Below are 21,277 nucleotides of genomic sequence, written 5' to 3' on the forward strand. Positions count from 1 at the left end.
CGTAGTCGAAGGACCTGCCCTGAGCCTGTCGAAGGGACCTCTTTCCGGTGCGCACGGAGAGAGGTCCTTCGACTTCGCCCGCTTCGCGGGCTTCGCTCAGGATGACAACCTCAAGGGGGCGTCTACGGTCTCCCCACCACATCATACATGCTCCGGTACTTCTTCCGTACGCCGGTGTTGCGCGGCGGGAAGACGTTGAACTTGATGATGTGCCAGAACGCCGCCACGCCGTCCTTCCAGCCGATCTTCTTCCCTTCCTCGTAGGTCCGGCCGCTGTAGGAGATCGGCAGTTCCCAGATCTTGGCGTGGGCCTGTGACAGGCGCGCCGTCAATTCCGGCTCGAAGCCGAAGCGATCGGTGGTAAGGATGAGCTTCTTCATCAGCGGCGCGCGGACGACCTTGTAGCAGGTTTCCATGTCGGTCAGGTTCAGGTCGGTGAACATGTTCGACAGCAGCGTCAGCAGGCCGTTGCCGACCGAGTGCCAGAAGTAGAGCACGCGGTGCGGGCCACCGAGGAAGCGCGACCCGAAGACGGCATCGGCGCCGCGGTCCGCGATCGGCCCGAGGAGCGTCGGGATCTCGGCCGGATCGTATTCGAGGTCGGCGTCCTGCACCACGATCACGTCACCCGTCGCCGCCTCGATCGCGGTGCGAATCGCCGCGCCCTTCCCCCGGTTCACCTCGTGGTGCCGCACCGCATCCACCCGGCCCTCGGCGAGGAGCCGGTCGAGGATCTCGCGCGAGCCGTCGTTGGAGCAGTCGTTGACGCAGACGATCTCCTTGTCGACGGGCACGGCGCGGACCTTTTCGATCAGCGTCTCCAGGGTCCGGGCCTCGTTGTACACCGGGATCAGGATCGACACGCGCAGCGTCATCGCGGCTGGCTCCGTTGGGCAAGAGAAAGGGCGAGGGCAATCGCCGCCCGCATGCTCCCCGCGTCCGCGCGACCGGTCCCGGCGATGTCGATCGCGGTGCCGTGATCGGGCGACGTGCGCACGAAGGGCAGTCCAAGCGTGACGTTCACGGCGTTGCCGAAGGACGCGACCTTGATCGCCGTCATCCCGACATCGTGATACGGCGCCAGCACGGCGTCGAACTCGCCGCGCATGGCGCGGACAAAGACGGTGTCGGCCGGGAGCGGGCCCGTCGCGCCGAGCCGCTGGGCGGCCGGCACCAGGATGCGTGGCTCTTCATCGCCGAAGAGGCCCTGCTCACCGGCGTGCGGGTTGAGCGCGCAGAGCGCGATCCGCGGCTCGGCGATGCCGAATTGCTCACGCAGTGCGCGCTTGGTGACCTCGCCGGTGCGGACGATCTTCTCGGTGGTCAGCAGGAGCGGCACATCGCGCAGCGGCACGTGGGTGGTGACCAGCACCACGCGCAATCGATCGGAGGCGAGCATCATCGCCACTTCGACGCCGCCGGCGAGCTGCGCCAGCCATTCGGTGTGCCCCGGAAACGGAAAACCGGCAAGATGGAGCGCATGCTTCTCCGCCGGGCCGGTGACAATCGCGTCGACTGCCCCGCTCAGCGCCAGCTTCGCGGCCTGCTCGACCGCGCGGCCCGTGATCAGCCCCGCCTCGACGGCGCCGGCGCGCGCCGGCCCCTTTCCTGGGTGCCAGGGGCCAGTGGCGATGCGATGATCGGCGGGGATGGCCTCGACCTGCTCACGCGCGCCGAGGATGGTGATCTCGGCATCGACGCCGTCGGCGAGCGCCGCGGCGACGATTTCCGGCCCGATCCCGCGCGGGTCACCAAGGGTGACGGCGAGCCGGGGCCGGCGGGTCACGGCCAGCGAATGTCGACGAAGGTGCGGCGGCGCAGCTCGCCCATGTAGGCGCCGAGGCCAAGTTCGCGGGAGAGGCGGATGCGGATGTTCTCACGGACGGCGTCGTAGGTCGCCGGTCCCTCGGGGGTCCGCTCGGTCACCTTCGCGATGCCCCACTTGGTGCGGAGCGGCTGACCCTGCACCTCGAGCGAGAAGACCCGCGACACCTTGCCCGAGTCGACCCCGACCAGCGCGCCGGCATAGGCCGGCGGGAGCGAGTCGACGTAGATCCCGACGATGTCGCGCTCCTCGGACTGATCGTGGAAGATCCGCTGCAACGAGTCGAACGACGCCCCCGCGGCCACCAGCGCGGCGATGTTGTCGACCTTGACCTTCGCCGCGAGGGCGCCGGTCGAGTCGATCTCGGGGATGATCAGGATGTGGCGCGCCTGCACTTCCGTCGGCTGCGCCCGGGTCACCTGGATCACGTGGTAACCGAACGGCGACTTCACCGCGTTGGAGATCACGCCCGGCTTCAGCTGGAAGGCGACTTCCTCGAACTCGCGGACCATGGCACCACGACGGAAGAAGCCGAGGTCCCCGCCGGTCTCGCGGGTCCCGTCCATGCCGAAGCGCTTTGCGGCCGTCGCGAAGTCCGCGCCCTTGCGCAGCTCGACGATGATCGAGTCGACCAGCGCCAACGCCTTGGCATCGGCCTCGGGCGTCGGCTTGGGCGAGACGATGATCTGCCGCAGGGACACGGCCGCCGGCCGCATGCCGAGCATGCCGGCCGCGGCGAAGGCATCGTAGTACGCCCGGACTTCCTTCTCGGTCGGCATCAGGTCCTTCAGCGTGCCATTCTGCCGGAGGGCCAGCGAGAAGCGCTCGCGGTAGAACTGCTTGCGCTGTTGCTCGACCAGCCACTTCCGGTAATCGTCGACGCTGTTGAAGCCGATGCCGCGCATCTCGGCCTCGAACTCGGGCTGCGTCTTGTACTGCCGGCGTTGGTTCGTGAGGACGCCATCCACCGCCTCGGCGACCTCCTGATCGGTCACCTGGATCGTGGTGTCCGCAATCGCTTCCTGATACAGCAGTTCTTCATTGATGAGCGTGTCGACCAGCGCGCGCTTGTAGGCGACCACGCCCGCCGAGTCCCGGGGAATCCCCGGGGCCCGATTGGCCTGATTCTGGAAGAAACGCTCCTCCACCATGGAGAAGAGGATCGGCGCCGTGCCGACGACGGCGACGATCCGATCGATCGGCTCGCCCGCCTGGGCGGACAGCCCACTCACCGCACCCCCGAACAGGGATGCGGCGAGCGTGATGGCAGGGAGCCAGCGCCTCACGGCGTCTTCGGAGCGGGCGTGCTGCCCGGGACCGGCGCGGGACCCGGCGCGGGCTGAACCGCGCCCGGCGGGGTGGCACCCGGCAACGGCCCGCCCGGCAGCGGTCCGATCTTGGCGGTGGCGAGCTCGACGGCCCGCTTCACGCCAACCGCATTGATGCCGTACTTCGCCTCACCACGCAGCGTCCAGGTGACCATCCCCGGCAGGAGGCGAAGCGGCGTCTGGTTAGAAGTCATCCGATCGAAGAACTGGTCGACCTTGAGCGCCGCTGCCTTGGAGCGATCCGACTCACTCGCCTTCGGATCGATCATGTCAGGCGTCAACTGCATCGCGACGCGCAGCGAATCGATGCCGGCCGAGAAGCGGGTCTTGAGATCGGTCCACTCGGCGCTGGTGATTTCGATCTTGTTCTTCTCGGCGTCCTTCAGCAGCAGCGAGCTCTCGGTGAGGCTCTTGACGAACTGCACCAGCTGGCTGTCCTGCGCCGCCTTCATCTGCCCGATCAACTGCCGGCCCATCGACGGATCGGCCGAGGCGCCCATCGTCCAGTGGAGGAAATCGCCCACCGTGAAGCTGCCACCCTTGTAGCTGACCAGCTTCCCCTTGTCGGCGCGCTGCGCGTCGATCGCCTCGAGGGCGGCGCGCATCTTCGCGGCGGCATCCGGTGCCACCTCGATCTTGAACTCCGTGTTCAGATCGGCGAAGTAGGTCGAGTCCATCGTCCGCATCTGCAGCTGCTGCACCGACGACGCCAACCGCGGAATCGCTTCCTCGGCGGTCGGGTAGCGCAGGATGTGGTAGCCGTACAGCGTGGTGACCACGCCGCTGATCTCGCCCGGCTTCAGCTTCCAGCCCGCCTCGCTGAATTCCGGCGCCCAGGCCTTCGCTTCGGCCGGCGGCAAGTAGCCATCGTCCTGCGCCGAGACCGGGTCCTGCGAGTTGGCCTTGGCCAGCGCGGCGAAGTCGGCGCCCCCCTTGACCTGCGCCAGCAACGCCTCGATCCGCTTCTTCGCCTTCGCCTTGAAGGCGTCGCTCGAATCCTGCGTCAGGATCAGGATGTGCTGGTGCACGCGCGTGACGCCGGCCTTGTAGATCGAGTCGGCGACCTTCGGGTCGACCTTGGTCCGCCGCGCGACGAGCGAGTCGTGGTAGTGCGAGGCGCGGAGCGAGGAGATCTCCGGCCAGAGCGCCGCCGCGATGAAGGTCGAGTCGACCGCGAAGTTGTCCTTCGCGACCCGCTGCGCGAACAGGGTGTAGTCCACCCACAGGCCGGCGATGAAGTCGGCCGCCTCAGCGGTCGGCGCCTGCCCCTTCGCGGTGGCGAGAATGTCGGAGACGCGCGTGGCCGCGAGTTCCTGACCGGCGGCCTTGGCCACCACATCCGGGTGTGCCGTGAACGCCCCGCCATCTCCACACCCGCTACCCAGGATGGCGACTACCGCCACCAGCACCATTGAACGCCGCATCGGACTCCTCATCTTGTGGAAGATCGTCGGTGACTTACACCGCCACCTGACGCAAAGCGCGGACGAGGGAGGGCACCAACCCCTCCCCGCCGAGCCGAACAAGCCGCAACGACAGGGGCACCGTGCGGCGCACCTCGGCGGCCAGCTGGACATCGTCCAGCGCCTGCGTAAGCCCGGCCATCCGCGGGGTCGCCCCCTGCCGGAAGGTGAGTCGAGCTTCATCCCCGCGGACCAGCACGTGCTGGAGCCCCAGCACCGCGCCGATGGCCCGCAACCGGCCCATGTCGAGCAGCGCATCGGCCTCGGGGGGGAGAGGGCCGAACCGCTCGCGCAGTTCCGCCCGCAACTCATCAATGTCGCCCGGTGCCGACGCCCGCGCCAGTCGGCGATAGAGGTCCAGCTTGGTCTCGTCGTCCGGGATAAAGGCGTCCGGGAGGTGCGCCGGGACGTCCAGGACCACGTCCGGCGGCTGGGGCGCGTCGCCCCCACCCCGCCCCCGCATGGCGGTGACCGTTTCCTCGAGCCAGCGCATGTAGAGGTCGAAGCCGACGGCGTGCGCATGCCCGGACTGCTCGGACCCCAGGAGATTGCCCGCCCCGCGCAGCTCCAGGTCCTTCAGGGCGATCCGGTAGCCAGCCCCCAGATCGGTATGATGCTCCAGCACCTTCAATCGTTCCTCGGCCGAGGAATCGATCGTGTCCGGCACCACCAGGTAGCAGTACGCCCGGCGGTGCGACCGGCCGACCCGCCCACGAAGCTGGTACAGTTGTGCCAATCCGAAACGATGGGCGTCGTGGACGATCATCGTGTTGGCGTTCGGCACGTCCAGCCCCGACTCGACGATCATCGTGGAGACGAGGATGTCCACCTTCCCCACCACGAACTGCTGCATCACGTCTTCGAGCTCGTCGGCCGCCATCTGGCCGTGGCCGACCGCCACCGTCGCCCGAGGGGCCAGCGCCCGGATGCGGGCGGCGATCGTCTCGATCGTCTCGATCCGGTTGTGCACCACGAAGACCTGCCCGCCACGGTCCAGCTCGCGCGCCATCGCCTCTTCGAGCAGCCCGTCGTCCCAGGGCTCGACGAAGGTCAGGATCGGCGAGCGGTCGCGCGGCGGCGTCTCGATCACCGTCATGTCGCGCAGGCCGGCGAGCGAGAGGTGCAGCGTCCGCGGAATCGGTGTCGCGGTGAGGGTGAGCACGTCGACGGCGAGCCGCAGCTGCTTGAGCCGCTCCTTGTGCTTGACGCCGAAGCGATGCTCCTCGTCGACGATCAACAAGCCGAGGTCCTTGAAGAGCACATCCTTCGACAGCAAGCGGTGCGTGCCGATCACGATGTCGAGCCCGCCTTCGGCCAGCTTGAGCACCGTCTCCTTCTGTTCCTTGGCGGTGCGAAAGCGCGACAGCGCCTCGACGGTGACGGGATAGTCGGCGAGACGATCGGCGAAGGTCCGGAAATGCTGTTCGGCGAGAATGGTGGTGGGGACCAGCACGGCGACCTGCTTGCCGCCCTGCACCGCCTTGAACGCGGCGCGCACCGCGACTTCCGTCTTGCCGTAGCCGACGTCGCCCACCAGCAGCCGGTCCATCGGGAGCGGCCGCTCCATGTCGCGCTTGATGTCCTCGGTGGCCTTCCGCTGGTCGGGCGTGTCCTCGTACAGGAAGGAGGACTCGAGCTCCCGTTGCCAGCGGGTGTCCGGCGGCGCCGGATAGCCGGCGTGCACCGTGCGGCGGGCGTAGAGGTCGAGCAGGTCGGCGGCCATCGCCTGAATCGCGTGGCGCGTCTTCTCGCGCACCTTCTTCCAGATCGTGCCACCGAGGCGATGGATCTTCGGTGGTGGACGGTCGCCGTCGTCGCCGGCCGCGCGGTAGCGTTCCACCTGGTCGAGTCGATACAGCGGCACGTTGAGGCGGTCGCCGCCTTCGTACTCGAGGATCGCGACCTCGATCATCCCGCCATCGACCGTGAGCGTCTGAATGCCGCGATAGACGCCGATGCCGTGCTCGAGGTGCACCACGTAGTCGCCGAGCGAGAGTGCCCCGGTGACGGTATTCGGCGCCGCCTGCCGGTAGCGGCGCGTACGGCGTAGTCGACGGGCGCGGCGGAAGATCTCGTGGTCGGTCAGCACTCGCAGCGTCGGCATCACGAAGCCGCCATCGAGGGCGCCGACCACCAGCGTACATCCTGACGGACGGAAGCCGTTCTCCTCGAGGAGTTCGTCGAGTCGTTCGCGCTGCCCTTCGTTGTCGCAGAGGATCAGCGTCGGCGTGCCGTGGCCGAGCAGGCCGCGCAACCGCCCGAGATCGCGATCGACGCGCTCCGGCGGGAAGAAGCCGAGCTGCACATCGGCGGGATCATCGCGGAGGAGCAACCGGGCGAACGACTCGCGTCGCGTCTTCCAGGCGGCCGGATCGAGGAAGAGGTCGCTCCGCGGCGGCGTCTCCTCGCCGAGGCGCCGCGCGATCTCCAGGTGATGCTCCGCCTCGCGCCAGGCGCGCTCGACCTCTTCCTCGTCCGGGTGCGAGGCATCCTCGATGAGCAGCGCGTCAGAGGGGAGCAGGTCGAGCAGCGACTTCCGTTCGACCGGCCCCGTGTCGAACGCCGGATTCCGCATCGCGGCCGACGAGATCGGCAACACGGTGAGGTCGGGCAACTCGGCGCCGGAGCGCTGGGTGGTCAGGTCGAACGCGCGGAGCGAGGCGATCTCGTCGCCCCACCACTCGAGGCGGGCAGGTGACGCCATCCCGAAGCCGTAGAGGTCGACGATGCCGCCGCGCACCGAGAACTCCGCCACCTCGGCGACCGTCGGCACCCGCCGATACCCCATCGCTTCCAGCGAGGCGACCAGCGTCCCCATCGGTTCCGTGGCGCCCTGCACCAACTGCAGGCGCATCGCTGCGAGCGCGGCGGGCACGGCGGTCCGCTCGGCCGACGCGCGCGCCGTCGTGACCAGGACACCCAGCTCGCCGCGGAGCAGCGAGGCGAGCGTCTCGATCCGTTCGCCGGCGATTTCGTAGTGGGGCTCGTCCTCACCGAGCGCTTCGCGCTGCGGGTAGAGCGCCACACCGGCGCCGGTCAGTGCCGTGAGGTCAGTGACCCAGCGTTCGGCATCGGAGGGAGTCGTCGCCATGATCACGACGAGGCGACCGGCGCCGACGCGCTCCGTCAGCCACGTCGCGAGCACCGCGCCGCTGGAGCCGGGGAGGCCACCGAGACGGACAGCTTTGCCGCGCGCAGGAAGCCGCTCCGCCAAGGCACGAACCGTGGCGCAGCGGTCAAAGGCATCGAGGATCGGACGAAGCGACATTCAGTTCCGTTGGCCGGCGCGGCTGGCCAAGCCGACTTCCGCGCAGACACAGAGAAGCGCAAGGAGGAGCAGGGCACCACGCAGGTCCCCTCGCCCTCCGGCGGCGAAAGCTCGCGAGGGACCGTCGGTCAATCCGCTGACCGTGGTGGATCCCCAGAGCGAGCGCACCGAACCATCGACGGCCCGCGCGAGATCCGATTCTCGCGGGTCGAGGACGACCGATACGGCGCCCAAGGTATCCTCGCCGACGAGCAGGTGGTACACCCCCGCCATTTCCGGGCTCCAGAAGGCGCCCCCTTCGACCCGCTCCAGCCGCCCCGCCCGGGTCACCGCGGTGACCCGATCGGGGACCCGAATCGGCACCCCCGCCACGGCGTCGGGCAGCAGGAATTCGCCGCGAATGGCCCGGCTCAGCAAGGCATCGAGGAACGGGACGAACGCCGTCCCCAGCGGGAGCGTGGTCCAACTCGGGTCGAGCCGGGAGCCCAACAACAGCAGGTCGCCGGAGCGCACCACCCAGGGCTCGCCTCCCACCGTGGCCAGCACTTCGCCACCGGGGGCGGCGGGCTCAATCCGGACTCTGCGCGTGATCCCCTCTCGGCCGGGGAGGAGCGTGCCGCTGTCGCTCCGTTCCTCCCCCTGCACCGTCCCGCCGTAGCGCCACGCGGCACCGCGGGCGGCAAGGCGACGATTCAGTGCGCCGAGCATCGCGAGATCGGCAGGGGGGAGCACCACACTTGGTCCCGCCCCGAGCTCACCGACGACCACGCCGCCCCCGACGGTCACTCGTCGATCGGCAACCAGCACCGCGAGTGCTGCATCGAGGAAGCGATCGCCAGCCGTCCACCGCACCGATGCGGGCGGTGCCACGCGGAGCGACGCCGTGCGCTCGTCGTCGGCGCGGAATTCATCCGGCGGCAACGCCGCACGCACCGTGCTCCAGCCGGTCGCCACGCCCACCACGCGCTCCGACACGGGCACGCCCGGCACCACCAGGAGGTCGCGTGGGGCGCGGTTGCCGACCGTGAACGCCAGCGGCACCGCGGCGGTGTCGCTCCCGCTCACCGAGAGCGTGACGACGCCGCCATCGGGACCCCACGGCTGGGCACTCGCCGCGAGGGTGGCGAGGCGACGATTGTGCGGCGCGTCGGTTTCCGGACGCAGCACGAGCACCGGGACATCGCCGACGTCGGCCGTCACCGCGTTCTTTTGCAGGTCGCTGACCACCACGACCTCGCCCGGCCGCTCGGAGCGTGCCACCAACTCGCGCGCCTCACGCACCGCGGCACCGAGATCGAGGCGGCTCGCGGTCGGGCGCAACGCGGCGAGGCGTTCGCGCAGTTGCGCCGGAGAGCCGGGGATCGCCGGGCCGGTGGCGGTGCGCAGCCAGAGACGATCCGTCGGCGTGGCCCGATCGAGGACGGCAGCGGCGGCGGCGCGCAACGCAGTCAGCAGCGGTTCACCATCGACCACGACGCCACTGCTCGCCGAGTTGTCGACCACCAGCACCAGCGCGCTGGGTGCGTGACTCCCGAAGGCGCCGCGGGTGAGTCGCATTCCCGCCGCTGCGAGGACGATCGCGAGGATGAGCAGCGTCCGCGTGATCAGTAGCAGGAGGTGACGCAACTCGGCGCGGCGGCGATGATCGCGGGTGGCGTCGGCCAGGTACTGGACTGCGGGGAACGCGACTTCGGGCGGCTCGTGCCGCCGGACCAGATGCAGAAGGATCGGGAGGGCCGCGGCGGGGAGCGCCAGCAGGAACCATGGCGCCGCGAAACCGATCATGCCGTGAGCGCGCGCTGCAGCGCGGGGCCGAAGGGAAGGTCCGTCGGCACCAGGGCATACCGCACGCCAGCCGCACGACAGGCGGTACCCCACGCGCGCACCACGCCACGCACCGTTTCGCGATAGGCGTCGCCCCAGTCACTTGGCGCCAGCGTCACGGCCTTGCCGCTCTCCGGATCGCGAAAGCGGGTCTCGTCGCCGCGCGCAAGATCGAGCTCCGCCGGATCGGCCACGTGCAGCACCAGCACCTGATGGCCGCGATGCCGCAGGAAACGCAGCGCCTTGAGCGTGAGATCACGATCGAGCAACAAATCAGAGATCAGCACCACCATCCCGCGACGGCGCAGCGCACCGACGACTTGCGTGAGCGCGACGGCCGCCGCCGTCCCCTGCCCCGGGCCCGTCGCAGCGAGCGCGGTCGCGAGCATCGGCCACTGCCCCGCGCGCACGCGCGCCGGCAACATGGTGCGCACCGTCTCGTCGAAGGTCACCAGTCCGGTCGCATCGCGTTGCCGCAGCAACACCATCGCGAGTGCCGCCGCGAGTCGCGTGGCGTAGTCGAGCTTGGTCAATCGCTGCGGGTCGCCGCGCCACGCCATCGAGGCGGAGGCATCGACGACCAGCATCGCGCGGAGATTGGTCTCTTCTTCGAATTGCTTGAGGTAGAGGCGATCGGTTCGGCCGAGCAGCTTCCAGTCGACGTACCGCGGGTCGTCGCCCGGCTGGTATTGACGATGTTCGGCGAATTCGACCGAGAAGCCCCGCCGCGGCGAGCGGTGCAATCCCGCGAGGAACCCCTCGACGATCCCTTCCGTGACGACTTCGAGCCCACCGAGGCGGGCCACCTCGGCAGGCTGCAGGAGATCAGGGCGGGGAGCGCGCAACGTACCGGCGGGAGGCATCATCCGAGGCGGAACGTAGGAGTGGCCGCGAGGGGCGTCAACGCATCGACCACTCTGGCACCCAAAGCCGGTCGCGGCCGTAAGGGCGCTGTCCGTGGTGATATCTTCATCGCCAACCTCTCGCCGTTGTTGAGAATTCGTTCCCGACGTTGAACCCTCGCGTGGAGTTTCTCGCATGCACCGTTCGTCGATCCGTCTGGCCGCGCTCGCGGCGCTGGTCCCCGCCCTGCTCACGGCGCAGTCGCCCAAGCAGATCACCGAAGCGGGGAAGTTGATCACCCCGGCCAAGGTGCTGCAGCGCATCTCGGTGATCGCCGATGACTCGATGGGCGGCCGCAACACGCCGAGCACCGGCCTGGAGAAGACGGCGCAGTACCTCGCCGACAGCTACAAGGCGTGGGGGCTCAAGCCCGCCGGCGACAACGGCACCTACTTCCAGCGCTATCCGATGGTGAAGAAGCGGATCGATCCGGCGGCCTCGTACTTCGAGGCCAACGAAGCCGGCGCCGTCACGCGCTACCCCTTCGGCGCGATGGTGTACGGAACGGGCGCGACCGCCGCACCGGTCACCGCGAATGTGGTGATCGTTGCCGGTACGGTGGCGCCGGCCGACATCGAGGCGTCGACGCTGCTGAAGGGCGCCGTGGTCGTCCTGGTGGTGGACAACGCCAAGGCCGTCGCGTGGAACAACGTGAACCGCGCCGTCTCGGCGAAGCAGCCGGCGGCCATCGTGCAACTGTCCAACGCGGACGCTGCTTCATTCGCCGCCCGTCGCACGGCCGCGAGCACCGGGCGCTTCACCGTCGAGACCAGCAATCCCCGCCCCGTCATCCCGACGATCGTGATCCACGACTCCGCCTTCAACGCCACCGGGGGCCCCAATCGCCCTGACTGGAACGAGATGCGTCAGTCGCCCGGGCCGGTGTTCCTTCCGGCGCCGGCCGAAATTTCCGTGACGGTCAACCTGAAGGAAGAGGTCCAGGAACGCGTCATGGTGCCGAACGTCGTCGCCATGGTCGAAGGGTCGGACCCGAAGTTGAAGGCGGAGTACGTGGTCTTCTCGAGCCACATGGACCACGTTGGCACGGCGGGCGACGGTATCGGCGGCTGCACCGCGCTCACGCGTCCCGACGGCAGCATCGACAGCATCTGCAACGGCGCCGACGACGATGCCTCCGGCACCACCGGCCTGCTGATGGTTGCGGAGGCCTGGGGCAAGCTGAAGGTGAAGCCGAAGCGCTCGATGGTCATCCTGAACGTTTCGGGTGAGGAGAAGGGGCTGCTCGGCTCGGCGTGGTACGCCGACCATCCGACCATCCCGGCTGCGCAGATCGTGGCCAACGTCAACATGGACATGATCGGCCGCAACGCCACCGACTCGATCGTCGTGATCGGCAAGGAGCACTCCGACCTCGGCGTGACGCTCGCGGGCGTGCAGAAGGCGCATCCGGAGCTCAAGCTCGTGGCCGCCGACGACATCTGGCCCGAGCAGTCGTTCTACAGCCGCTCGGACCACTTCAACTTCGCGCGGAAGGGCGTGCCGGTCCTCTTCTTCTTCAACGGGACGCACCCGCAGTATCACCGCCCGAACGACGAAGTGCCGCTGATCGACACCAGCAAGCTCGCCCGCGTGGCGCAGCTCGGCTTTTACTTCGGCGTCAACATCGCCAACACCGTGGCGCGCCCGAAGTGGAACCCCGACTCGTACCAGCTGATCGTCGTCGAGCAGAAGACCCCGCCGGCCACGAAGCGCCCCACGCCGTGAGCAGTACGATCGACGAATTCAACGCCTTCCGGTCGAGGATGAACGACGTCATCCTCGGCGCCGGAAACCTGACCATCAACCGCTTCTTCGCGCTCGACAATCGCGCGTACGAAGCGGGCGCCCTGGGGACGAAGCAGAAGGAGATGCTCGGCCTCGTGGCGTCGATGGTCCTCCGCTGCGACGACTGCATCACCTACCACGTGGTCCGCTGCCACGAAGAAGGCGTCACGCGGGAGGAGTTCCTCGAGATCTTTTCGGTGGGATTGGTCGTCGGCGGGAGCATCGTGATTCCGCACCTGCGACGGGCGATGGAGAAGCTTGAAGCATTGTCGTAGCACCAGACTCCGATGAACGATGATCGATGGTCGATCATCGATGATCGATCATCGATCATCGGCTGTCATCCCTCCGCCGGCACCCCGCCCTGCCTCGTCATCAGCACCCCCGTCACAATCAAGGCGCCGCCGGCCAGGTGGATCAGGCCGGGGCGTTCGCCGAGGCCGACGATGGCGATGGCGGTGGCGACGAGCGGCACCAGGCAATTGAAGACCACCGTGCGCGCGGCGCCGAGCTTGGCGACGCCGCGGTTCCAGAGGATGTAGGCGGCGACCAGCGAGAGCAGCGCCGCGTAGAGGATGCCGCCCCACCCGGCCCACGAGACGCGGGCCCAATCGGTACGGAGCAGCTGCGGGATGCCGAGGAGCACCAGCCCCGGCGTGCCGGTGTACATCGTCCAGGCGGTCAGGCGCAGGGACGAGATCGGGATCCGCCAATGCCGGAGCAGCAGGGTGTATGCGGCCCAGGTGACGATGGCGCCGAGCAGCATCCCGTCGCCGGCGGTGAAGCCTTCGCCGAGGGTGCCGCCGCGCGCGGTCACGACGATCACCACACCGATCGTCGCCAGGAGGACCGCGAGGCGCTGGCGGACGGTGGTGGTCTCGATCCCCAGGAGCCAGGTCGCGAGGATCACGATCGCCGGCATCCCGGCGAGAATCAGCGAGCTCTTGGTGGCGGAGGTGCGCGCCAGCCCCTCGATGAAGCAGAGCTGATACAGGGTGTTCCCGACCACGCCGAGCCAGATCAGCTTCGTCGCCGCCCCGCGCGGGAGCGGCGCCGGGGCGGGTTCGACCAGGCGGAGAATGCCCCAGAGCACCACCGTCGCCAGCAGGAACCGCAGCGCCGTGAACGCCAGCGGCTCGATCTCGGCGAACGCCAGCTTCGTGGCCGTGAAGTTCCCCCCCCAGAAGAGGGTCACCAGGAGCATGCCGGCGGAGGGGGAGAGGCGGGGGGTGGCCATGGCCCCGAATATAGGCCGGAATCGATGATCGATCATCGATCATCGATCATCGATCTTGGCCCCCCCTCTCTTATATTGCCGCATGGACCAGTCTCATATCCGCAATTTCTGCATCGTCGCCCACATCGACCACGGCAAGTCCACGCTGGCGGACCGGCTGATCGAACTCACGGGCACCGTCTCGAAGCGGGAGATGCGCGAGCAGCTCACCGACACGATGGACCTCGAGCGCGAGCGCGGGATCACCATCAAGCTCAACGCCGTGCGGATGATGTACGACGCCGCCGACGGGGCGGAGTACGCCCTGAACCTGATCGATACCCCGGGCCACGTCGACTTCACGTACGAGGTGTCGCGGTCGCTGGCGGCCTGCGAAGGCGCGATCCTCGTCGTCGACGCCTCGCAGGGGATCCAGGCGCAGACGCTCTCCAATCTCTTCCTCGCGCTCGACGCGGGGCTCGAGATCATTCCGGTGCTGAACAAGATCGACCTTCCGGGTGCCGAGCCGGAGAAGCGCGCCCAGGAGATCATGGCGCTGATCGGGTCGAAGCGTGAGGAGATCCTCGCGGTGTCAGCCAAGGACGGCACCGGCGTGCCCGCGCTGCTCGAGGCGATCGTCGCGCGCATTCCGCGGCCGCGTGGCGACACCGCCGCGCCGTTCCGCGCGCTGATCTTCGATTCGTACTACGACCGCTACCGCGGCGCGATCCCCTCGATCCGCGTGGTCGACGGCGAACTCCGCGGCGGGATGAAGATCGCCTTCGGCGCGCACCCCGACGACGTCTACGAGATCGACTCGGTCGGCCACTTGGCCCTCGGGCAGCGCACCGCGCCGGTGCTGCAGGCGGGCGAGGTCGGCTATTTCATCGCGAACCTGCGCAATGTCCGCGATGCCCGCGTCGGCGACACCGTGCTCGATGCGACGCGCAAGGCCTCCGAGCTGCTGGCAGGCTATCGCGAGGTCCGCTCGATGGTCTTCGCCGGCGTCTACCCCGCCGATGCCGCCCAGTACGAGGATCTCCGCGACGCGCTCGAGAAGCTCTGCCTCAATGACGCCTCGCTGCAATACGAGCCCGAAAGCTCGACCGCCCTCGGCTTCGGCTTCCGCTGCGGCTTTCTCGGCCTGCTCCACCTGGAGATCGTCCAGGAGCGTCTCGAGCGGGAGTTCAATCTCGACCTGATCACCACGGTCCCGACGGTGGAGTACCACGTCTTCAAGACCGACGGTGACATGGTCGCGGTCGAGAATCCGAGCGATCTCCCTGACGTGGCCAACATCAGCCGCATCGAGGAGCCGTACGTGAAGGCGCGCATCATGGCGCCGACCGAGTACATCGGCGGCATCATGAAGCTGGGCCAGGAGCGGCGCGGCGACTATCACGGCATGACCTATCTCGACACCGCGCGGGTGGAGTTCTCCTTCTCCTTCCCGCTCGGCGAGATCGTGCTCGACTTCTACGACAAGCTGAAGTCGATCTCGCGCGGGTATGCCTCGCTCGACTACGAGATGGACGGCTTCCGCGCCTCGCCGCTGGTGCGGCTCGACATGCTCATCAACGGCGACCCGATCGACGCCTTCTCGGTGATCATCCACAAGGACAAGGCGTACGAGTGGGGCCGCAAGCTCGCCGAGAAGCTGAAGGAGCTGATCCCGCGGCAGCTCTTCGCTGTCGCGATCCAGGCGGCGATCGGGCAGAAGGTCGTGGCCCGCGAGACGATCTCGCCGATGCGGAAGGACGTCCTCGCGAAGTGCTACGGTGGCGACATCACCCGGAAGCGGAAGCTCCTCGAGAAGCAGAAGGAGGGGAAGAAGCGGATGAAGCAGGTCGGCAGCGTGGAGATCCCGCAGGAAGCCTTCCTCGCGGTCCTTCAGGTCGAGTAGCGATTGTCCGGTCTCCCGGCGACGGCGCGCATCGGCTTCGACGCGGTTCGCGCGCTCCGGAACAGCACCGGGCTCGGCAACTACGCCCGCCACCTGCTCCGCGGCCTGCGCCGGGCCGCGCCGGGGCTCGACCTCCATCTCTACTCCCCCTCCCCGCCGCGCCCCGAGTTCAGCGGCTACGCCGAATCCATCGGGGCCACCGTGCACCTCCCCCCGCGCGGCTGGCGCACGGCGGGACTCCGTGCGGTGTGGCGCACCACGCGGCTGGGTCAGACGGTGGCCCGCGACGGGATGGCGCTCTACCACGGGCTGACGCACGAGATTCCACGCGACCTCCCCGAGACGGGTGTCCCGTCGGTCGTTACCGTCCACGACCTCCTCTTTCTCACCCATCCGGAACTCTTTCCGGTGGTCGATCGGCAGAGCTATGTGTGGCGCTATCGCTGGAGCATCGAGCACGCGACGGCGCTGGTCGCGGTGTCAGAGCACACCCGGCAGGAGTTGCACGCACATCTCGACGTGCCCCTGCACCGGGTCGTGGTGATTCCTCCCGCACGCGACCCATGCTTCGCTCAGGCGTGCGACGCCCCCGCGCGCGCCGCCGTGCGCACTCGGCATGACTTGCCCGCCGAATACCTGATCATGATCGGCACGCTCGAACCGCGGAAGAACCACCGCCTTGCCCTGGAGGCCCTCGGTCAGCTCGGCGCGGCGTCCCCGCCGCTGGTCCTGGTGGGCCGCGACGGTGGCAGCGAGGCGGAATTGCGGAATGAGGCGCAGCGGCTCGGAATCGCCGACCGGGTCCTCGTCCGCACTGCGGTGACCGATGCCGAGCTGCCCGCTGTGCTGCAGGGGGCAACGCTGGCGCTCTACCTCTCGCGCGCCGAAGGATTCGGGATGCCGATCATCGAGGCGATGAGCGCCGGCGTCCCGATGCTCGTCGCCGCTGGCCCTCATCTCCGGGATGCGGCCGGTGACGCCGCGGTCGCCGTGGACCCTGAGGACCCGACCGCACTGGCCGCGGCGATCCGCGCCCTGCTCGGCGATCCGGCCGGTCGAGCCGCCATCGCGGCCGCCGGAATGCACCATGCGGCCGGCTTCGACGCGACGGCGCTGGCGCGACGGCTCCTGTCGGTCTACGATGCAGTAGTCTCGGGCGGTCCGCTCCCGGACGGACCCGACCCGCACCTGCCAGCTGCCACCCCCACACCCCCGTTGGAGACCACCCTGTGAAGTGGGTTCTCGGCATTGACATCGGTGGCACCAATCTCGTCGTCGGCGCCGTCGCCGCCGATGGATCGCGAGTCATCGGCGATCACGCCCGGCCGACGGATCCGAGTCGCGGCCCGGACGCGATCGTGGAGGATCTGACCGAGATGGGGCGCCAGACCTTTGCCGCGCTCGAGGCCGCCGTGCCCGGGGCCGAGGTCCTCGGCATCGGCGTCGGTGCCCCGGGGCCGCTCGACACGCGCGCCGGGGTGGTCCTGCTCACGCCGAATCTCGGCTGGGTGAACATGCCGCTGCGGGCCAAGCTGGCCGAGGGCCTCGGCCTGGTGACGGCGCTCGACAACGATGCCAATTGTGCCATCCTCGGCGAAGCCTGGGTCGGCGCGGCACGCGGCGGCACGCACGTGATCGGCATGACCATCGGGACCGGGATCGGCGGCGGGATCGTCCTGAACGGCAAGCTCCATCACGGTGCCTCCGATTGCGCCGGCGAAATCGGCCACGTCACCATCGACCTCGACGGCCGACGCTGCGGTTGCGGCAACTACGGCTGCCTCGAGGCCTACGCCTCGGGCCCCGCGATTGCCCGTCGTGCCGTTGAACAAGTCGAGGCGGGCTCCGAGAGCCTCCTCTCCGAGATGGTCGGTGGCGACCTGACCAAGGTCACCGCCGCCACGGTGTACGAGGCGGCAAAGCAGGGCGATGCCGTCGCCGACGAGGTCGTTCGCACCACGGCACGCTACCTCGGGACCGGCGTGGCCAACCTGCTGAACATCTTCAATCCCGATCTCGTGGTGATCGTCGGCGGCGTCACCCAGGCCGGCGAGAATCTCTTCGAGCCGCTCCGCCGCGAAGTCGCACGTCGCGCGTTCAAGCCGGCGGTGCAGGCGTGCCGGATCGTCCCGGGTGAGCTGGGCGGGCTGGCGGGGGTCTATGGCGCGGCGCGCGCCTTCCTCGACCAGCGCGACCAGGGCCTGCTCTGATGCCACGCGTCGGTGTCCTCGGCTCCCTCGTCTGGGACGAGATCCACGGCCGGGACCCGCTGGCCGCGCCAGTCGAGGAGTGGGGCGGGATCGCCTACGCGCTGGCTGCGATGGACGCCGCGCTCCCGGCGGACTGGGAGATGGTGCCGCTCATCAAGGTGGGTGCCGATCTCGCCCCGAAGGCCGCCGAGTTCTACCGCTCGCTGCAGCGCCTGGCGCCCGGCACCCGGCCCATTGAGGTGCCGGTGCCGAACAATCGCGTCACCCTGCGCTACGAGTCGACCGACCGACGCTGCGAGCAGATGGCCGGCGGCGTCCCCGGTTGGACCTGGCCCGAGCTCGGCCCGATGGTCGCCGACCTTGATGCCCTCTACGTCAACTTCATTTCCGGATTCGAGTGCTGCCTCTTCACGGCGCAGCAGCTGCGGCACGGCTTCACGGGCCCGATCTACGCCGACCTGCACTCGTTGTTCCTCGCGAAGGGCAGCGACGGGATGCGCTCGCTGCAACCGTTGCCGGACGCCGCCGCGTGGCTGAGCTGTTTCGATTGCGTGCAGCTCAATGAAGAGGAAATGCTGCAGCTCGCCGCCGATCCCCTGGTGGTGTCGGCCGAGGCGCTCCGCGCCGGCGTGTCGCTGCTGACGGTCACCGTCGGTCCGCGTGGCGCGATCTACGTCGCCCGGCCGGGGTTCGATCGCCTCGCCGACCTCGGCAACCAATCGCTCGCCCCCACCGGCGGCGCCGTGCGCACCGCACTACTCGCACCCCCCGCGGTCGACGCGATCGACCCGACCGGCTGCGGCGATGTCTTCGGCGCGACCTGCTGCGCCCATCTTCTGGCCGGCGACGATGTCGTCGGCGCGGTCACGGCAGCCAATCGCGCCGCTGCGCGCAACGCCGCCTTCCGCGGCGCCACCTTCCTGGCCCGCCAGCTGCGCGGCGACCTGGTGCTCGCCTGATGCACGTCGTTCCGGTTCCCGCCTTTCTCGATGATCGCAGCCTCGATCAACTCGCGGCCCAGCTCCCGGCGTGGCCGCCCGAGGGCCGCCTGCTCGTCGACGCACACGCGACGGAGTGGTCCTCGCCGGCCGGCTTCACCGCCCTGCTGACGCTGGGGCAGTCGTTGGCCGAGCTCGGGGCGCCGAAGCCTCGACTCACGCTGCCAGGCAACGACAGCGTCGCCTCCTATTGGGCCAAGGCCGGCTTTCTCCACCACGCCGACACGCTCTTCGAGTTGCATGGCAAGGTGCCGCGCCGCCGTCCCGACGATGCGAGCGAGACGCTGCTCGACGTGACGCCGATCCGTGAATCGAAGGATGTGCACGAGGTGGTGGGACGGATCAACGAGCGCTCGACCCAGATTCTCAAGCGCGAGCTCGACCTCGAGGCCAGCGTCGTTGGCGGCTTCGGGCAGTCGCTCTCGGAGACCTGCCAGAACATCACCGAGCACGCCGGCACCGGCGGCTGGGTGGCGGTGCACGTCTACAACTTCCGCAAGCGACTCGGCCGCAAGGCGGTCGTCATCGCGGTGAGCGACGCCGGCATCGGCTTCCGCCGGTCACTCGAAGCGACCCAGGCGAAGCGCTTCGGCGATCGCTGGGGCGACGGCCTCGCGATCGAGACGGCGCTGATCCACAACATCTCCCGCTTCCGCGATCCGGGCCGCGGGCAGGGCCTCGCCGGCACCAAGCGCTACCTCGCGCGGTGGCAGGGCAAGATCTCGATTCGTTCCGGCACCGCGCGCGTCTGCATCCCGCAGCCGTGGGATGATGAACCACCGATGACGGAAGGGCTGTCGTGGTTCCCGGGCTCGCAGGTCACCATCATCATTCCGGCACGCGAGGTGGCGGGATGAGCGCGGTCATCCACCTCGAACGACTGTTGCACGAGACGATCGCCACGCCGTACTCCGACCTCGTCACGCGCCCGACCGGCGCTGCCGTGCGCCAACGGGTGTTCGACGCGCTGCGAGAAGCCGCCGGTCAGGACGCCCAGCTCGATTTCTCTGCGGTCGGCCTGGTCGATTTCTCCTGCGCCGACGAGGTGGTCGCCAAGCTGCTCAACCAGCTGGCGCAACTGCCGATCCTCCGACTGGGACTGCGCGGGCTGCGCGAGGACCACGCCGAGGCGATCGAGAATGCGCTGCACTGCCACGGACTCGCCGTGGTGGCGCTCTTCGCCGACTCGCCGCGCCCACGACTGCTCGGCCGCGTCCCGGACGACTGGCGCGAGGTCTTTGCCGTGCTGGGTGATCTCGGCCGCACGGCGCCGCCGCCGGTGGCCGAGCGACTGGCCTGGCCAGCGGCCCGCGCCCACGACGCGCTGGCCGCGCTGGCCCAACGGGGCTGCCTCCTCGCGCACCCCGACGACACGTACGAACTGGGAGCCGTCGCATGACCACGCCACGCCTGGGGCCATCCACCATCGCGATTCACGGGGGCAAGCCGCACCGCGGTGCCGACTGGACCCCCGCCGTGACGCCGATCTACCAGAGCGCCACCTTTCGCAATCCGCTGGGCAGCGACGCCGAGGTGCTCTACACCCGGTACGGCAACAACCCCAATCAGCTCGAACTGGCCGCGCGGTATGCGGCGCTGGAAGGCGCCGAGGACGCGCTCTTCCTGGCCAGCGGCATGGCGGCGACGGCCTTGGCCCATCTCGCCGTCCTGCGCCCCGGCGACCACCTCCTCGCCTCGCGCTGGATCTACGGCGGCACCCGCGTCCTCTACGACACCGAGTTCGCCCGGCTGGGCATCGAGGTGACCTACATCGACCCGGACAAGCCGCGCGAATGGCGCAAGGCGATTCGCCCCACGACCCGCGCGATCTTCATCGAGGCGCTGACCAATCCGCTGATGCGCGTCGTCGACGTCCCGGCGATCGCCAAGATCACCAGCGAACACGGCCTCGCCTTGCTCGTCGACGCGACCTTCTGCTCGCCGGTGATGTTCCGGCCGCTGGAGCACGGCGCCGACATCGTGATCACCAGCGCCACCAAGTACCTCAATGGCCACAGCGACATCATCGCCGGCGCAGTTGCCGGCACGTCGGCGGTGATCGAGGAGGTCACGCGATTGATGCGGTTGTGGGGACCGGCGATCGACCCGCATGCCGCCTGGTTGACCGAGCGTGGGCTCAAGACGCTCGCCCTCCGCATCGAGCGCCACCACACCAACGCGTTGGCGGTGGCCCAGTGGGCCGCCGGCCGACCGGAGTTCAGCGCGGTGCACCACCCCGGGCTGGTGACGCACCCCGACCACGAGCTCGCGACGCGGCTCTTTCAGGGGTACGGCGGGATGGTCGGGCTGGTGCTCGAGGGCGGCACCGCGGCCACGCATCGCTTCCTGTCCCATCTCCGCCTGGTCACCCACGCCCCGTCGCTGGCGGGCGTCGAATCGCTGGTCTCCGAACCGCGGCTCACCTCCCACAAGGCGCTCGGTGCCGAGGAGCGCGCGGCGTTGGGCATTCCGGATGGCTTCCTGCGCCTCTCCTGCGGCTGCGAGGACACCGATGACCTGCTGGCCGACCTTGCCGGTGCCCTCTAGGGTGCCC

Annotated in this window: 17 protein-coding genes; 9 read left to right on the forward strand and 8 right to left on the reverse strand. The window is 69.1% G+C overall.

Annotation, left to right across the window (positions count from 1 at the left end; genetic code table 11):
- Positions 1-122 precede the first annotated feature (122 nt).
- The 7 genes from IPG05_05275 to IPG05_05305 are packed head-to-tail and all read right to left on the reverse strand — an operon-like array spanning position 123 to position 10,574.
- Positions 123-869 carry a glycosyltransferase family 2 protein gene (locus tag IPG05_05275; GenBank protein MBK6494496.1) on the reverse strand — a complete coding sequence of 249 codons (747 nt, stop codon included), beginning with the start codon at positions 867-869 and terminating at the stop codon, positions 123-125.
- A 2-nt stretch (positions 870-871) separates the two neighbouring features.
- Positions 872-1,792, reverse strand: coding sequence for a 4-hydroxythreonine-4-phosphate dehydrogenase PdxA (pdxA, locus tag IPG05_05280; protein ID MBK6494497.1), 921 nt, complete (start codon positions 1,790-1,792; stop codon positions 872-874).
- Positions 1,783-3,111: a peptidylprolyl isomerase gene (locus tag IPG05_05285; GenBank protein ID MBK6494498.1), complete on the reverse strand. Its 1,329-nt coding sequence runs from the start codon at positions 3,109-3,111 to the stop codon at positions 1,783-1,785. Before IPG05_05285 ends, pdxA begins: the two co-directional genes overlap by 10 nt.
- Positions 3,108-4,577, reverse strand: coding sequence for a peptidylprolyl isomerase (locus tag IPG05_05290; protein MBK6494499.1), 1,470 nt, complete (start codon positions 4,575-4,577; stop codon positions 3,108-3,110). The genes IPG05_05285 and IPG05_05290 overlap by 4 nt, the downstream gene beginning before the upstream one ends.
- Positions 4,578-4,611: 34 nt before the next feature.
- The gene (gene mfd, locus IPG05_05295; protein ID MBK6494500.1) at positions 4,612-7,884 is read right to left on the reverse strand and encodes a transcription-repair coupling factor; all 3,273 of its coding nucleotides are present in this window, start codon (positions 7,882-7,884) and stop codon (positions 4,612-4,614) included.
- Complete coding sequence (locus IPG05_05300; GenBank protein MBK6494501.1) at positions 7,885-9,669, reverse strand: VWA domain-containing protein; 1,785 nt, start codon at positions 9,667-9,669, stop codon at positions 7,885-7,887.
- Positions 9,666-10,574, reverse strand: coding sequence for a DUF58 domain-containing protein (locus IPG05_05305; GenBank protein MBK6494502.1), 909 nt, complete (start codon positions 10,572-10,574; stop codon positions 9,666-9,668). The genes IPG05_05300 and IPG05_05305 overlap by 4 nt, the downstream gene beginning before the upstream one ends.
- A 172-nt stretch (positions 10,575-10,746) precedes the next feature.
- Here IPG05_05305 and IPG05_05310 point away from each other — a divergent pair, with 172 nt between their 5' ends.
- Together IPG05_05310 and IPG05_05315 are read left to right on the forward strand one after the other, a co-directional pair.
- Positions 10,747-12,336: a M20/M25/M40 family metallo-hydrolase gene (locus tag IPG05_05310; GenBank protein MBK6494503.1), complete on the forward strand. Its 1,590-nt coding sequence runs from the start codon at positions 10,747-10,749 to the stop codon at positions 12,334-12,336.
- A gap of 38 nt (positions 12,337-12,374) precedes the next feature.
- Complete coding sequence (locus tag IPG05_05315) at positions 12,375-12,671, forward strand: carboxymuconolactone decarboxylase family protein (GenBank protein ID MBK6494504.1); 297 nt, start codon at positions 12,375-12,377, stop codon at positions 12,669-12,671.
- A gap of 65 nt (positions 12,672-12,736) precedes the next feature.
- On the opposite strand, the gene IPG05_05320 is transcribed toward IPG05_05315, so the two are convergent.
- The gene (locus IPG05_05320; GenBank protein ID MBK6494505.1) at positions 12,737-13,633 is read right to left on the reverse strand and encodes a DMT family transporter; all 897 of its coding nucleotides are present in this window, start codon (positions 13,631-13,633) and stop codon (positions 12,737-12,739) included.
- A gap of 82 nt (positions 13,634-13,715) precedes the next feature.
- Between IPG05_05320 and lepA the strand changes: the two genes are divergently transcribed.
- The 7 genes from lepA to IPG05_05355 are packed head-to-tail and all read left to right on the forward strand — an operon-like array spanning position 13,716 to position 21,270.
- Positions 13,716-15,515, forward strand: coding sequence for an elongation factor 4 (lepA, locus tag IPG05_05325; protein MBK6494506.1), 1,800 nt, complete (start codon positions 13,716-13,718; stop codon positions 15,513-15,515).
- Between the two features lie 3 nt (positions 15,516-15,518).
- Positions 15,519-16,748, forward strand: coding sequence for a glycosyltransferase family 4 protein (locus tag IPG05_05330; protein ID MBK6494507.1), 1,230 nt, complete (start codon positions 15,519-15,521; stop codon positions 16,746-16,748).
- Complete coding sequence (locus IPG05_05335; protein MBK6494508.1) at positions 16,745-17,725, forward strand: ROK family protein; 981 nt, start codon at positions 16,745-16,747, stop codon at positions 17,723-17,725. The genes IPG05_05330 and IPG05_05335 overlap by 4 nt, the downstream gene beginning before the upstream one ends.
- Complete coding sequence (locus IPG05_05340; protein MBK6494509.1) at positions 17,725-18,684, forward strand: carbohydrate kinase family protein; 960 nt, start codon at positions 17,725-17,727, stop codon at positions 18,682-18,684. The genes IPG05_05335 and IPG05_05340 overlap by 1 nt, the downstream gene beginning before the upstream one ends.
- Positions 18,684-19,580 (forward strand): sensor histidine kinase, encoded by an 897-nt coding sequence (locus tag IPG05_05345; protein ID MBK6494510.1) that lies wholly within the window; start codon positions 18,684-18,686, stop codon positions 19,578-19,580. Before IPG05_05340 ends, IPG05_05345 begins: the two co-directional genes overlap by 1 nt.
- Positions 19,577-20,122 (forward strand): hypothetical protein, encoded by a 546-nt coding sequence (locus IPG05_05350; GenBank protein MBK6494511.1) that lies wholly within the window; start codon positions 19,577-19,579, stop codon positions 20,120-20,122. The genes IPG05_05345 and IPG05_05350 overlap by 4 nt, the downstream gene beginning before the upstream one ends.
- Positions 20,119-21,270, forward strand: coding sequence for a PLP-dependent transferase (locus tag IPG05_05355; GenBank protein ID MBK6494512.1), 1,152 nt, complete (start codon positions 20,119-20,121; stop codon positions 21,268-21,270). The genes IPG05_05350 and IPG05_05355 overlap by 4 nt, the downstream gene beginning before the upstream one ends.
- Positions 21,271-21,277 lie beyond the last annotated feature (7 nt).

Source organism: Gemmatimonadota bacterium (assembly GCA_016704275.1).
Taxonomy (GTDB): Bacteria; Gemmatimonadota; Gemmatimonadetes; order Gemmatimonadales; family GWC2-71-9; genus Palsa-1233.